The organism is Streptomyces sp. TM32, assembly GCF_004122755.1.
Classification (GTDB): domain Bacteria; phylum Actinomycetota; class Actinomycetes; order Streptomycetales; family Streptomycetaceae; genus Streptomyces; species Streptomyces sioyaensis.
Window position 1 is genome coordinate 1 of sequence record NZ_SDIG01000014.1, and the last position, 13,708, is coordinate 13,708.

Sequence of the window (13,708 nt, forward strand, 5' to 3'; positions counted from 1 at the left end):
GGGCCGGGTCAGCCTGCAGAAGAACCAGACCGTGTCGCTGGTCAAGGGCGGCCGTCCGGTGCTCAGCTCGGTCCGTATGGGCCTCGGCTGGGAGCCCGCCTTCCAGGGCCGGAGCATCGACCTGGACGCCTCCGTCATCGCCTACGGCCCGGACCGCAAGAAGGTCGACAACTGCTTCTTCGGCAAGTTGATGATCCTGGGCGGTGCGATCCAGCACTCCGGCGACAACCTCACCGGCGAGGGCGCCGGCGACGACGAGGCGATCACCGTCCATCTCGGCGGGCTGCCCCCGGAGGTGACGGGCCTGGTCTTCGTCGTGAACTCCTTCTCCGGCCAGAAGTTCTCCGATGTCGCCAAGGCGTACTGCCGCCTGCTGGACGCGCAGAGCGGCGAGGAGCTGGTCCGCTTCGACCTCACGCACGCCGAACCGCGGACGGGCGTGATGATGGCGAAGCTCATCCGCCAGTACTCCGGCGAGTGGGAGATGACCGCGCTGGGCGAGTTCGTCGACGCCCGCACGGTCCGCGGCATGACCAAACCGGCCGCCCAGGCGCTGTGAACCGGTGACGCCCGCCGGACGGCCCCGCCCCGCGGCAGGCGGCGCGGGCCGTCCGCGGCGGGGGCCCGCTACGGGCGCGGCGCAGCAGATCCCGCTCCCCGACGGCAGCGTCGACTGCCTCTTCTCCGTCGAGGCGGCGCAGCACTTCCGCGATCTGCCCGGTTTCGCCCGGGAGTCGGCGCGGGTGCTGTGCGCGGGCGGCCGGCTGGCGCTGACCACGTTCTTCGCCCTCACCCCGGCCGCCGCCCGCGCGCTGCCCGGGCTGCTGCCCCCGTATGCCGACGGCCTGGACGTGCCGCATGTGGTCGACGAGGTCGCCGCGACGCTCTCCGCGGCGGGCCTGCGGCAGGTCCGCGTCCGGCCGATCGGCGAGGGGGTCTGGGAGGACTACGACCGCTACATGGCCCAGCAGCCGGAGCTCCGCGACGAGTGGCCGCGCCGCTACCTGACGGCCTATGAGACCGGTCTGCTGGACTACTACGTGTTGACCGCGACGGCCGGCTGAGGCCCTCCGCCCGTACGGCAGAGGGCCCGGGCCACGCGCCGGTCCCCGGTGGTCGGGGTGGCGGCTACCGCTGCCGGCGCTGCCGCCTCCACGGGCCGGTGATGGCCAGCATGATGCCGGGCTCCTGGATGTTGGCGAACAGCGTCCGCCCGTCCGGGGAGAACACCGGGCCGGTGAACTCGCTGAACTCCGGCTCGTCCGCGGTGCCGATGTTGAGCTCGTTGCGGGCGACGGGGTAGGTCCGGCCGTCGTCGGTGGCGCCGAAGAGGTGCTGCACGCCCTCGCCGTCCTCGGCGATGATCAGGCCGCCGTAGGGCGAGACGCTGATGTTGTCCGGACCGTCCAGCGCGCCGTCCTTGGACGGGTCCTGGTTGACGCCCAGCAGCACCTTCAGGGTCAGCGTCCGCCGCCGCGGGTCATAGAACCACACCTGCCCGTCGTGCTGGACCGGGCTCTCCTCGCGGGCGTAGGAGGACACGACGTAGGCGCCGCCGTCCGCCCACCACATGCCCTCCAGCTTGCGGGCGCGGGTGACCTCACCGTCCTTGAACTGCTTGCGGACCGAGACCGTCCGGGCGTCGCGGTCGGGCACCTCCACCCAGTCGACGCCGTAGACCGTGCCGGCCTTGGTGGCGCGCGAGAGGTCGTCGACGAACCGGCCGCCGGAGTCGAAGCACTTGAAGGCCTCCAGCACGCCCGCGTCGTCGGCCAGCGTGCGCAGCCGGCCGTGGCCGTGCCGGAAGCCGTGCGGCGGGGTCCAGCGGTAGAACAGGCCGTTGGGGCCGGCGGCGTCCTCGGTCAGGAAGAGGTGGCCGCGCTTGGGGTCGACGACGACGGCCTCGTGGGCGTAACGGCCCAGCGCCTTGACCGGCTTGGGGTTCCGGCCGGCCGCGAGGTCGTGCGGGTCGACCTCGAAGACGTAGCCGTGGTCCTTGGTCATGCCGTGGTCGCCGGCCTTGTCCTCGGTCTCCTCGCAGGTGAGCCAGGTGCCCCAAGGGGTGGTACCGCCGGCGCAGTTGGTGGAGGTACCGGCGATGCCGACCCGCTCGCCGACCGGGCTGCCGTCCTTGGCGACCTCGACGACGGTGCAGCCGCCGGACGCCGCCGGGTCGTAGACCAGGCCCTCCGTCAGCGGCACCGGGTGCGGCCAGTCGGCGCGCGGGCCCTTGAGCTCGTGGTTGTTGACGAGCAGGGTGGTGCCGCGGTGCCCCTCGAAGGTGCCGGTGCCGTCGTGGTTGGAGGGGGTGGACTCACCGCTGTCGAGCGTGGTGACGCCGGTGCGGGTGATGATCCGGTACGAGAACCCGGCGGGCAGCGCGAGGATGCCGTCCGGGTCGGGGACCAGCGGGCCGTAGCCGGGCGCGGACCCGTCCGGCGCACCGTCCGGGCCGGCGTCCGGGAGCTCCGCGGCGAGGGCTCCGGGCGCGGTGGCCAGCACCCCGACGCTGCCGGCCAGCGCAACCCCCGCGCCGGCGAGGGCGGAACGCGTGGCGAAGTCTCTTCGGGTGAGCGGCATTGTCATCTCCAAGATGGCCGGTTTCTTCTCCCCTGGGGCCTACGCCGCCCACATTTGCGCGCGTCGTCGAACTCCAGTTGAACGCGGTACGACATCCAGGGAGCAGTTGGGGCCGGTCCGGCGGAACCGGGCCGTAGTGGGCCCTGCTCCGCCGGACCGGCCCCGCCGGTACCTCAGGGGGTCGGACCGGCTCAGTCCGACTGCCGCGAGCGCGCCTTGAACGCGGCCTTACGCGCCTCCTTGGCGGCCTTCTTGTCCGGGTGCAGCCGACCCATGGCCTCCAGGACGTCGGCGGTGGCAGGGTGGTCCACCCGCCAGGCCGCCTCGAAGAAGCCGCTGTGCTGGTCGGTCAGGCCCTGGACCAGCTCACGCAGCTCGGCGGTGGCCTCCTCCTCGGCGCTGTCCAGCTGCGCCGCGAGGGTGTCCACCGTCAGCCAGAAGATCATCTCCTGGGAGGGCTCGGGGATGCCGGGCAGCCCGCGCTCGGCGAGCCAGACCCGGGCCAGGCCGCCCAGCTGCCGGTCGTCGAGCACCTCGCGCAGCGCCTCCTCGGCGTCCGGCGCGACCAGGGAGAGGGTCTGCTGGGCGCCGAGCCGGCGGCGCGGGGCGCGCTCGTCGTCGCCCCGGGCCGCGGCGAGCAGGTCCCGCGCGGCGTCCAGGGGCGTACGGGCGGCGAGCCACAGCTCGGACTCGGCCTGGGCGAGCGGCTCGGGGTAGTCGGGCAGCGCCTCCAGGAGGACGTCGGCGCCCTTGTCGGAGAGGTCGCCGACGGCCGGGGCGTGCACGCCCGCGTCCAGCATCCGGGCGCGGACGGCGTAGACGCCGAGCGGGGTGAGGCGGACCAGGCCGTAACGGGAGACGTCCTCGTCCGTCAGCGGCTCGGCGATGGGGGTCCCCCCTGGACCGGAGCCTGTCGAAGGTCCTTGGGGGAGGACCGTCTCGCCGTCCTCGTCGAGCTCCTCGATGAGCGCCTCGTCGACGGGCGTGTAGGCGACCAGGCCGATCGGCTCCAGCACCCGGAACTGGTCGTCCAGGCGCATCATCGCCTCGGAGACCTCTTCGAGGACGTCGTCGGTGGGCTCGTCCATGTCGTCCGGGACGATCATGGAGGCGGCCAGCGCGGGGAGCGGGACGTCCTGGTCGGGACGCTCGTTCAGGGCTGTGAGCAGATAGAGGTTGCCGAGGATGCCGTCCAGCAGCTCGGCCTCCTCCTCCGGGTTCCAGTCGATCGCGTCCAGGTCCAGCTCGCCGCCCTGGGTGAGTTGGTCGGCGAGATCGGCGAGATCGGGGGCGGCCGCGTCGGCGAGCACGGTCTCCATGCCGCCGAGCCAGATGTCGAGGATGTCCTGCGGGCTGCCGGAGGTGAGCAGGCCCAGCTCCTCGCCGGGGGTGGCGGTGCCGGCCGCGGCGTTGTCGGGCAGGTCGGTGCCGTCCTCGTCGTCGGGAGCCTCCTCGATCTCCACGAGTCCGGTGTCCACCGCCAGCTGCCAGGCCTCGGCGGTGTACGCGGGACCGTCCTCGTCGCCGGCCAGGCCGAGGTGCTCGGTGGCGGCGGCCAGCGGCTCCTGGAGGATCTCGCCGCCCACCCCGACCGGGACGCCCCGCTCGGCCCAGCGGGCGAGCTTCGCGGCCCGGGCCATCAGCGGGGCGCTCAGTGCGTCCCGGGCCAGCTCCGCTTCGGAGTGCAGCCGCACCGGCGGCAGGGTGGGACGGTCTGCGGACATCGGGTGCTCAGCTCCTCGGACGGCTACGGGCTCGTGCGCGCCCAAGCGTAGACGGAATTCTCCGTATCTCGGACGGTTCACCCCGGCGCCTCCTGTCGGACACCCGAGGAGTCTTGACAACTCCCGTGCGTACACAAGAGATTGACGCGCGTAGCGCGCCGGTTACTGCTCCGTAGGCCCGCTGCACCGTCCACCCCCCATCACCCCCTCGGAGGCATCCATGCCGTCCCGTCGTTCGCTCCGCAGGCCGCTCGCCATCGGCGCCGTGGCCGGTGCCGCCCTGGCCGGCGGACTGCTGATCACCACGCAGTCCGCCTCCGCGGCCGGCACCCGGATCCACGACATACAAGGCAGCACCCGCATATCCCCGCTGGTCGGACAGCAGGTCAGCGAGGTGCCCGGCACGGTCACCGCGATCCGCTCGTTCGGCTCGGCGCGCGGGTTCTGGGTGCAGGACCCGCACCCGGACAAGAACCCCGCCACCAGTGAGGCGGTCTTCGTCTTCACCGGCAAGGAGACGCCGAAGGTCGCCGTCGGCGACGCCCTCACCTTCTCCGGCACGGTCAGCGAGTACTACCCGGGCGGCAAGGACGCCGGCCTGCAGTCCGTCACCGAGATCACCGGCGCGACCTGGAAGACGGTCTCCTCCGACGCTCCGCTGCCGGCCGCCTTCAAGCTCAACCCGGCCTCGGTGCCCGGCCGTTACGCCCCGGCCGCGGGCGGCAAGAGCATCGAGTCGCTGAAGCTGCGCCCCTCCTCGTACGCCCTGGACCGCTACGAGTCCCTGGAGGGCATGCGGGTCGCGGTCTCCAACGCGCCGGTCGTCGGCCCGACGAACAAGTACCACGAGCTGTGGGTGACCGCCGAGCCCGGCCACGACCGCACGACCCGCGGCGGGACGCTCTACCGGTCGTACGCGGACCCCAACGGCGGCCGGATCAAGGTGGGCTCCCTGATCCCGTTCTCGCAGCAGCCGTTCCCGGTGGCCGATGTCGGCCAGGCGCTGACCGGCACCACCGCCGGGCCGCTGGACTACGACAACTTCGGCGGCTACACCCTCCAGGCCACCGAGCTGGGCAAGCTCACCGACCACGGCCCGGCGCCGGAGAGCACCCGCAAGCAGAAGTCCGACGAGCTGGCGGTGGCCACCTACAACGTCGAGAACCTCTCCCCCGCCACCCCGCAGGCCAAGTTCGACCGGCTGGCCAAGGCCCTGGTGCAGAACCTGTCCGCCCCCGACGTCGTCGCGCTGGAGGAGGTCCAGGACGACAGCGGCCCCAAGGACGACGGGGTGGTCACCGCCGGGGAGACCCTCAAGAAGCTGACCGACGCCATCAAGGCGGCCGGCGGCCCGGCGTACGAGGCGCGGCAGATCGACCCGGTCAACGACCAGGACGGCGGCCAGCCCGGCGGCAACATCCGCACGGCGTTCCTGTTCAACCCCGACCGGGTGTCCTTCACGGACATCAAGGGCGGCGACGCCACCACCCCGGTGAAGGTGGTCGGCGACCACGGCAAGGTCACGCTGTCCGCCTCCCCGGGCCGGATCGCGCCCACCGACGAGGCGTGGAAGACCAGCCGCAAGCCCCTCGTCGGCCAGTTCGCGCTGAAGAGCCGTCCGGGCAGCCGGGTCTTCGTGATCGCCAACCACTTCAACTCCAAGGGCGGCGACCAGGGCCTGGACAGCCGTTTCCAGCCACCGGCGAGGAGCTCGGAGACCCAGCGCACCGCACAGGCCGAGCTGGTCCACGGGTTCGTCAAGGAACTGCTGGCCAAGGACCCGAAGGCCGGTGTGGTGGTGGCCGGTGACCTCAACGACTACCAGTTCTCGCCGGCCCTGAAGAGCCTCACCGCCGGCGGGGTGCTCACCGACCAGGTCAACCGGCTTCCGGCCGCCGAGCGCTACGGCTACGTCTACCAGGGCAACTCACAGGTGCTGGACCACATGCTCACCACTCGCCCGCTGACCAGGGCCGACTACGACATCGTGCACCTCAACTCCGAGTACGCCGACCAGGCCAGCGACCACGATCCGCAGGTGCTGCGCATCCGGCCGTGAGCCCCGCACCGAGTCACCCCGCGTGACGCTCCCGTCACTCCACTGGCCCACGTCCGGGGGCCGATTGCCGCCGGGAATGCGGTACTGGGCACGTAAGAAACATTCGGCGAGACATAGGGAGTCATCATGCCGAAGTCCCAGAACCGTAAGTCGGGCAACAAGGACCGTGCCGCGGAGCGGCGCGCCGACCAGCGGAAGCCGAAGTCGTCGGAGGAGTCCGCTTCCGAGCGGACCCAGGACCTGAAGCGTTCGCGGAATGGCCTGACTGACGCGTGATGGGCCTGTGATGCCCGAGCGGCCGTCGCACCGAAGGTGCGGCGGCCGTTCCGCGTTGCGCCGCCAACCCGGGACATAGCAGCAGTGCTTAACGAATCAGCCAGAACAACTAACTGGACGTGAAATATGAGGCGCCCTCAGACTCCTGGCATGACCCCTGTGACCAATCCCCTCGCACCCCGGGCGGCCGTATCACCCTTCGGCCGCACCGCGACCGCCATGATCACCCCGTTCACCGCCGACGGCGAGCTCGACACCGACGGCGCGCAGCAGCTCGCCACCCACCTCGTCGACGAAGGCGGCTGCGACGCCCTGGTCCTGAGCGGCACCACCGGGGAGTCCCCGACCACGTCGGACGCCGAGAAGGAGGCCCTGCTGCGGGCCGTCGTCGAGGCCGTCGGGGACCGGGCGAGAATCACCGCCGGGGTCGGCACCAGCGACACCCGGCACACCGTCGCGCTGGCCCGCAGCGCCGAACGGGCGGGCGCACACGGACTGTTGGTGGTCACGCCGTACTACTCACGGCCCACCCAGGAGGCCGTCACCCAGCATCTGCGGACGGTCGCGGACGCCACCGGGCTGCCGGTGATGCTCTACGACATCCCGGGCCGCACCGGCACCGCGCTGAGTGCCGCGACCCTGCTGCGGCTGGCCGCCCACCCGCGGATCGCCGCGGTCAAGGACTGCGGCTACGACCTGCTGAAGTCGGCGAAGGTGCTGGCCTCGACGGGCCTGGCCTACTACGCGGGCTGCGACGAGCAGATCCTGCCGCTGCGCGCCCTCGGCGGCGCCGGCTGCATCAGCACCGTCGCCAATGCCGCGCCACGGGCGGTGTGCGCCGTCCTGGACGCCTATGACGCCGGGGACACCGCCGAGGCGGCCCGCCGTCAGCTCGCCCTGGTCCCCCTCATCGAGGCGGTGACCGGCACCGAGACGCCCGGCACGGTCACCGCGAAGGCGCTGCTGAACCACCTCGGCCTGCCCGCGGGGCCGGTCCGCGGCCCGCTGCTGGCGGCGGACGCCGCGCTCACCAGCCGGCTGGTGGACGCCCTGCGGACGACCCTGGACCGGACGGCGGAGACGGGTACCGCGGTGCCTGCGGGTGTCCCTGGCTAGGCGGGAAGGGTGCGGGCGCCGGGCCGAAACCGCCCTGCGCACCGGGCTGCCCGGGCGCCGCGGCACCGTGCTGTCCGTACGGCGCCCCGGCCGCGGTCTGCCCGTAGGGCGCGGCCCGATCCGGCCCGGCCGCGCCCTCGTCCGGCGCCGACGGCTCGCCGGCGTCCGACACCAGATCCCGTACCAGCAACGTCGCCCCGGCGACCGCACCCGGCATCAGCACCACCGCGACGAAGGGGATCAGGAACAGCAGCACGACGGGGGTGCCGAAGCCGACGGCGAGTCCCTTGCGCCCACGCAGCAGCCGCAGCCGCTCGCGCACCGGGATCTCCCGGCGCTGCATGGCCACCGAGGTCAGCTCGACGGCGAGGAAGAAGCCGGAGACGCAGAATCCGACGGCGGGGATCACGGTCTGCCCGAGGAACGGCACGAACCCGAGGACGAACAGCAGGATCCCGAAGCCGGCGGCCCGCAGCAGCACATGCACGCTGTCGCGCAGCGCGATCCCGATCTCCTGCCACAGCGGCCGGTCCGGGTCCGGCGGGCAGTGCCCCTCGGACTCCTCGACCGTCCGGGACAGCGACTCGTAGAAGGGGTCGCCGATCAGCAGGGTGACGGCGGTGAACGTCAGCACGGAGAGCGTCAGCCCGCCGGCGAACAGCAGGGCCACGAACACCCCGCGCAGCAGCCCCTGCCAGGGCTCGCCCCAGCCGTCGGCGAACGGCGTGGCCCAGGCCGAGATGTCGCCGGACCAGAGGGCGAGCGCGGTGAGCACCCCCGCATACAGCACCAGGGCGATCAGGGCCGGAATCAGTCCGAACCCCCACCACCGGCCGTGCTGGGCGACCCAGCGCTGGCCCTTGCCCAGATACCGAATCCCCGCTACAAGATCACGCATGGCGCACAGCCTATCGGCGCCCGCCCGGGCCCAGGACGGCGGACGTACCGCCGACGGCCCGGCGGGGCGTCCGCCGGGCCGTCGGTGCTGCCGTGTGCGCTCAGTTGTGGCTGTGCAGGATCTCGTTGAGGCCGCCCCAGGTCGCCTTGTTCGGGCGGGCCTCGACGGCACCGGTGGTGGAGTTGCGGCGGAAGAGGATGTTGTCCGCGCCGGAGAGCTCCAGGGCCTTGACGATCTGGCCGTCGGGCAGGGTGACCCGGGTACCCGCCGTCACATACAGACCGGCCTCGACGACACACTCGTCACCCAGCGCGATCCCGATGCCCGACTCGGCGCCGAGCAGGCAGCGCTCGCCGACCGAGATGATCTGCTTGCCGCCGCCGGACAGGGTGCCCATGGTGGAGGCGCCGCCGCCGACGTCGGAGCCGTCGCCGATGACCACACCCGCGCTGATCCGGCCCTCGACCATGGAGGTGCCCAGCGTCCCGGCGTTGAAGTTGACGAAGCCCTCGTGCATGACGGTGGTTCCGGCCGCGAGGTGCGCGCCCAGGCGCACCCGGTCGGCGTCCGCGATCCGCACCCCGGCGGGCGCGACGTAGTCGGTCATCCGCGGGAACTTGTCGATGCTGGTGACCTGGAGGTGCAGCCCCTCGGCGCGGGCGTTGAGCCGCACCGTCTCCACCTGGTCGACGGCCACCGGGCCCAGCGAGGTCCAGGCGACGTTGGCCAGCAGGCCGAACACGCCCTCCAGGTTCTGGCCGTGCGGCTTGACCAGCCGGTGGCTGAGCAGGTGGAGGCGCAGATAGGCGTCGTGCGCGTCCAGCGGCTTGTCGTCGAGGGAGGCGATGACCGTACGGACGGCGACGACCTCGACCTGGCGGACCGGGTCGGGACCGATCGCCTTGAGCACGGTGGCGCCCAGCAGCTCGGTGGCGCGCGCGTCGTCGAGGTGCTCGGTGCCGGCCGGGCCGGGCGAGCCCACCAGCTCGGGCGCCGGGAACCAGGTGTCGAGAACGGTGCCGTCGGAGGTGACGGTGGCGAGCCCGGCGGCGACGGCGCCGGTGGTACGGGAAGAAGCAGCGGAAGCAGCAGCATCGGTCATGCTCGAAACCTAACCGGAGGGCGCCCGTCGAGGCGAACCGGTCTCAGCGATCGGGCCCGGCCGTACGGTCGCACCACCGGCCTCGTACGACCGCGCGAGCCCCTGCCTCCCGCCCGGCGGCCGGTCAGCCCAGCACCCCGGCCAGCCCGTCCCGCACCACCGCGGGTTCGAAGGGCGCGCCGGTCAGCAGATGCTGGAGCAGCAGCCCGTCCGCGAAGGCCACCACGGCGCGCGCGGTCCGCTCGTCGCCGATCCGCCGGCCCAGCAGCCGCACCATCTCGTCCAGGCACTCGGCGGCGATCGGCCGCACCGCCTCGTGCCGCAGCGCCGCCAGATACAGCTCGTACTCCAGCTCCACCCGCGCGCGGTCGCCGGCCAGGGTCTCCGCCACCAGCCCCGCGACCTCCTCGGCCAGCGGCACCGCCGGATCGAGCCCGTCCACCCAGCGCGCGAAGCCGGCCAGCCACTCGCCGTTGACCTGCCGCAGCGCGGCGATCAGCAGCTCGTCCAGGGTCGCGAAGTGGTACGTGGTCGAGCCGAGCGGCACGTCCGCCGCCGCGGCCACCGACCGATGGCTGAGCCCGGCGATCCCCCGCGCGCCGACCACGGCGATCGCCGCGTCGATGATCCGCTGCCGCCGCCCGGGGTCATGGCGCCGCGCCATCAGTGCGCCCCGTCCAGATTCAGCACCACGACCCCGGCGATGACCAGCAGCACCCCGAGCATCTTCAGCGCGCTGGTGCTCTCCCCCAGGAACACCATCCCGATCACGGCGATCAGCGCCGTGCCGACACCGGCCCACAGGGCGTACGCGGTGCCGACGCTCATCGTCTTGAGCGTCTGCGCCAGCAGGAAGAAGGCGAGGAGGTAGCCCGCCGCGGTACACAGCGACGGCCACAGCCTGCTGAAGCCGTCGCTGAATTTCATCGCGGTGGTCGCCAGGACCTCGGACAGGATCGCGCCGGCGAGCGTCAGATAGGCCATGCGTACGAGCGTACACAACGTTGCGTACGGGCGTACATATCCGCGCGGGTCCCGCCACGCGACAAGGCCGTGCCCGCCAGTGGTGGCTGGCGGGCACGGCCGTATCGCTCGGAGATCTCGTCAGACGTTGAAGCCCAGCGCGCGGAGCTGCTCGCGGCCGTCGTCGGTGATCTTGTCCGGGCCCCACGGGGGCATCCAGACCCAGTTGATCTTCAGTTCGTTGACGATGCCGTCCGTGGCGGACTTCGCCTGGTCCTCGATGACATCGGTCAGCGGGCAGGCCGCGGAGGTCAGCGTCATGTCGATGGTGGCGATATTGGCGTCGTCGACGTGAATCCCGTAGATCAGCCCCAGGTTGACGACATCGATGCCCAGCTCGGGGTCCACGACGTCGTACAGCGCCTCGCGGACCTCTTCCTCGGAGGCCGGCTTGGTGGTGGTCGGGGTGTCGGTCATGCGGTCTTCGCCTCCTCGGAGAGGGCCTTGGCCGTGGCGTCCTTCCAGGCCATCCAGCTGAGCAGCGCGCACTTCACACGCGCCGGGTACTTGGAGACACCGGCGAACGCCACCGCGTCCTCCAGGATCTCCTCCATCGCGTCATCCGGCTCCACCTGGCCCTTGGACTGCATCAGCTCCAGGAAGGTCTCCTGGATCTTCTGCGCGTCCCCGAGCTCCTTGCCCACCAGGAGCTCGTTGAGCACCGACGCGCTGGCCTGGCTGATGGAGCAGCCCTGGCCCTCGTAGGACACATCCTCGATCGTGGCGCCGTCGAGCCGCACGCGCAGCGTGATCTCGTCACCGCAGGTGGGGTTGACATGGTGCACCTCTGCGTCGCCGTCCCGAAGACCGCGCCCGTGCGGGTGCTTGTAGTGGTCCAGGATGACGTCCTGGTACATGGAATCCAGCTTCACGGCTCAGTCAGTCCTCGTCCTCATCCGCTGTGCGTGGTCAACCGAAGAAATTGCGGACGTGCTCCAGGCCCTCGACCAAGGCGTCGACCTCGGCGGGGGTGGAGTACAGATAGAACGACGCCCGGGTGGTCGCAGGAATTCCGTAGCGCAGGCAGACCGGCCGTGCGCAGTGGTGGCCCACCCGCACCGCGATGCCCTGCTCGTCCAGCACCTGGCCCACGTCGTGCGGATGGATGTCGCCGAGCGTGAAGGAGAGCGTCGCCCCGCGGTCCTCGGCCGTGCTCGGGCCGATGATGCGCAGGTCGGGGACCTCCAGCAGCCGCTTGACGGCGTACTCGGTGATCGCGTGCTCATGCGCGGCGATGTTGTCCATGCCGATCGAGCTGAGGTAGTCCACGGCCGCACCGAGGCCGACGGCCTGGGCGATCGGGGGCGTACCGGCCTCGAACTTGTGCGGCGCGGGTGCATACGTCGAGGAGTGCATCGAGACGGTCTCGATCATCTCGCCGCCGCCGAGGAACGGCGGGAGGTCCTCCAGCAGCTCCTGGCGTCCCCACAGGACACCGATGCCGGTCGGGCCGCACATCTTGTGGCCGGTGAAGGCCACGAAGTCGGCCTGCAGCGCCTGGACGTCCAGCACCATGTGCGGGGCGGCCTGCGAGGCGTCGATGCAGACCAGCGCGCCGACCTCCTGGGCGCGACGGATGATCGTCTCGACCGGGTTGATGGTGCCCATGATGTTGGAGACCAGCGTGAACGAGACGATCTTCGTCTGCTCGGTGATGACCTCGTCGATGTTGGACAGGTCGAGGCGGCCGTCGTCGGTGATGCCGAACCACTTCAGCTTCGCGCCGGTGCGCTGCGCGAGCAGCTGCCACGGGACGATGTTGGAGTGGTGCTCCATCTCCGTGATGACGATCTCGGTCTCGCGGTCCACGCGGTAGGGCTCGTCGGCCCAGCCGAGCATGTTGGCCACGAGGTTGAGCGACTCGGAGGCGTTCTTGGTGAAGATCACCTCGTCGCGGCTCGGCGCGTTGATGAAGGCGGCCACCTTGTCGCGGGCACCTTCGTACAGCGCCGTGGCCTCCTCGGCGAGCACATGCACGCCGCGGTGGACGTTGGCGTTGTGGCGTTCGTAATACCCGTTCAGGGCGTCGAGGACCTGGCGCGGCTTCTGGGAGGTCGCCGCGTTGTCCAGGTACACGACCTTCTTCCCGTCGTGGACCTGGCGGTCCAGAAGGGGGAAGTCCTTACGGATCGCCTCTGTGTCGAGGAGGCCCGGCAGCTGTGTCACGCGGTTGCGCCACCCTTCGTGTATGCCTCGTAGCCCTCGGCCTCCAGCTTGTCGGCGAGCTCGGCGCCGCCGGACTCGGCGATCCGGCCGTTGGCGAAGACGTGGACGTGGTCGGGCTTGATGTAACGCAGGATGCGCGTGTAGTGGGTGATCAGCAAGGTGCCGACCTCGCCCGTCTCGCGGACGCGGTTGACGCCCTCGGAGACGGTCCGCAGGGCGTCGACGTCCAGACCGGAGTCGGTCTCGTCGAGGATCGCGATCGCGGGCTTCAGCAGCTCCAGCTGGAGGATCTCGTGGCGCTTCTTCTCACCGCCGGAGAAGCCCTCGTTGACGTTGCGCTCGGCGAAGGAGGGGTCCATCTGGAGGCGCTCCATGGCCTCCTTGACCTCCTTGACCCACAGCCGCAGCTTGGGGGCCTCGCCGCGGATCGCGGTCGCGGAGGTCCGCAGGAAGTTGGAGACCGAGACGCCGGGCACCTCGACCGGGTACTGCATGGCGAGGAAGACGCCGGCGCGGGCCCGCTCGTCGACGGACATCTCCAGGACGTTCTCGCCGTCGAGGGTGACGGTGCCGCCGGTGATCGTGTACTTGGGGTGACCCGCGAGGGAGTAGGCGAGGGTCGACTTGCCGGAGCCGTTGGGGCCCATGATGGCGTGCGTCTCGCCCTGCTTCACGGTCAGGTCGACGCCCTTCAGGATCTCGCGCGGGCCGTTCTCGGCCTCGACGGAGACGTGCAGGTCGTGGATCTCAAGCGTTGCCATGGG

General features: G+C 71.4%; 15 protein-coding genes. 5 read left to right on the plus strand and 10 right to left on the minus strand.

Going from position 1 to position 13,708, the window contains the following annotated elements; translation table 11 throughout:
- Positions 1–559, plus strand: a 559-nt coding sequence (locus tag EST92_RS05420) for a TerD family protein (RefSeq protein ID WP_174243930.1), incomplete at its 5' end; no start/stop codon positions are given.
- A 4-nt stretch (positions 560–563) separates the two neighbouring features.
- Positions 564–1,064: a methyltransferase domain-containing protein gene (locus tag EST92_RS05425; protein WP_254068537.1), complete on the plus strand. Its 501-nt coding sequence runs from the start codon at positions 564–566 to the stop codon at positions 1,062–1,064.
- Positions 1,065–1,128: 64 nt separating this feature from the next.
- Here EST92_RS05425 and EST92_RS05430 read toward each other — a convergent pair whose 3' ends face one another.
- Both EST92_RS05430 and EST92_RS05435 read right to left on the minus strand, forming a co-directional pair.
- Positions 1,129–2,580, minus strand: a complete 1,452-nt coding sequence (locus tag EST92_RS05430) for an alkaline phosphatase PhoX (protein WP_129279834.1) — start codon at positions 2,578–2,580, stop codon at positions 1,129–1,131.
- Positions 2,581–2,771: 191 nt separating this feature from the next.
- A complete protein-coding gene (locus EST92_RS05435) occupies positions 2,772–4,304 on the minus strand; it encodes a hypothetical protein (RefSeq protein ID WP_129279789.1) in 1,533 nt (510 codons plus the stop codon).
- 220 nt (positions 4,305–4,524) lie between these two features.
- Between EST92_RS05435 and EST92_RS05440 the strand changes: the two genes are divergently transcribed.
- The 3 genes from EST92_RS05440 to dapA all read left to right on the plus strand — a co-directional run bounded on the left by EST92_RS05440 (position 4,525) and on the right by dapA (position 7,755).
- Positions 4,525–6,363, plus strand: coding sequence for an endonuclease/exonuclease/phosphatase family protein (locus tag EST92_RS05440; RefSeq protein ID WP_129279790.1), 1,839 nt, complete (start codon positions 4,525–4,527; stop codon positions 6,361–6,363).
- 126 nt (positions 6,364–6,489) lie between these two features.
- Positions 6,490–6,639 (plus strand): hypothetical protein, encoded by a 150-nt coding sequence (locus tag EST92_RS31535; protein ID WP_167511565.1) that lies wholly within the window; start codon positions 6,490–6,492, stop codon positions 6,637–6,639.
- A 150-nt stretch (positions 6,640–6,789) separates the two neighbouring features.
- A complete protein-coding gene (dapA, locus tag EST92_RS05445) occupies positions 6,790–7,755 on the plus strand; it encodes a 4-hydroxy-tetrahydrodipicolinate synthase (RefSeq protein ID WP_129279791.1) in 966 nt (321 codons plus the stop codon).
- On the opposite strand, the gene EST92_RS05450 is transcribed toward dapA, so the two are convergent.
- The 8 genes from EST92_RS05450 to sufC all read right to left on the minus strand — a co-directional run bounded on the left by EST92_RS05450 (position 7,667) and on the right by sufC (position 13,705).
- Positions 7,667–8,653: an EI24 domain-containing protein gene (locus EST92_RS05450; RefSeq protein ID WP_254068539.1), complete on the minus strand. Its 987-nt coding sequence runs from the start codon at positions 8,651–8,653 to the stop codon at positions 7,667–7,669. The genes dapA and EST92_RS05450 overlap by 89 nt on opposite strands.
- A gap of 100 nt (positions 8,654–8,753) precedes the next feature.
- Entirely contained in the window at positions 8,754–9,755 is a 1,002-nt protein-coding gene (gene dapD / locus EST92_RS05455; RefSeq protein WP_129279792.1) for a 2,3,4,5-tetrahydropyridine-2,6-dicarboxylate N-succinyltransferase, read from the minus strand.
- A 124-nt stretch (positions 9,756–9,879) separates the two neighbouring features.
- Positions 9,880–10,419, minus strand: coding sequence for a TetR family transcriptional regulator (locus EST92_RS05460; RefSeq protein ID WP_129279793.1), 540 nt, complete (start codon positions 10,417–10,419; stop codon positions 9,880–9,882).
- A complete protein-coding gene (locus tag EST92_RS05465) occupies positions 10,419–10,739 on the minus strand; it encodes a multidrug efflux SMR transporter (protein WP_129279794.1) in 321 nt (106 codons plus the stop codon). The genes EST92_RS05460 and EST92_RS05465 overlap by 1 nt, the downstream gene beginning before the upstream one ends.
- Before the next feature lie 120 nt (positions 10,740–10,859).
- A complete protein-coding gene (locus EST92_RS05470; RefSeq protein WP_086718002.1) occupies positions 10,860–11,195 on the minus strand; it encodes a metal-sulfur cluster assembly factor in 336 nt (111 codons plus the stop codon).
- Positions 11,192–11,650 (minus strand): Fe-S cluster assembly sulfur transfer protein SufU, encoded by a 459-nt coding sequence (sufU, locus tag EST92_RS05475; RefSeq protein WP_129279795.1) that lies wholly within the window; start codon positions 11,648–11,650, stop codon positions 11,192–11,194. The genes EST92_RS05470 and sufU overlap by 4 nt, the downstream gene beginning before the upstream one ends.
- A 37-nt stretch (positions 11,651–11,687) precedes the next feature.
- Positions 11,688–12,944, minus strand: a complete 1,257-nt coding sequence (locus EST92_RS05480; RefSeq protein ID WP_129279796.1) for a cysteine desulfurase — start codon at positions 12,942–12,944, stop codon at positions 11,688–11,690.
- On the minus strand, positions 12,941–13,705 hold the full coding sequence (gene sufC / locus EST92_RS05485; protein ID WP_129279797.1) for a Fe-S cluster assembly ATPase SufC: 765 nt from the start codon (positions 13,703–13,705) through the stop codon (positions 12,941–12,943). The genes EST92_RS05480 and sufC overlap by 4 nt, the downstream gene beginning before the upstream one ends.
- Positions 13,706–13,708: the final 3 nt, after the last annotated feature.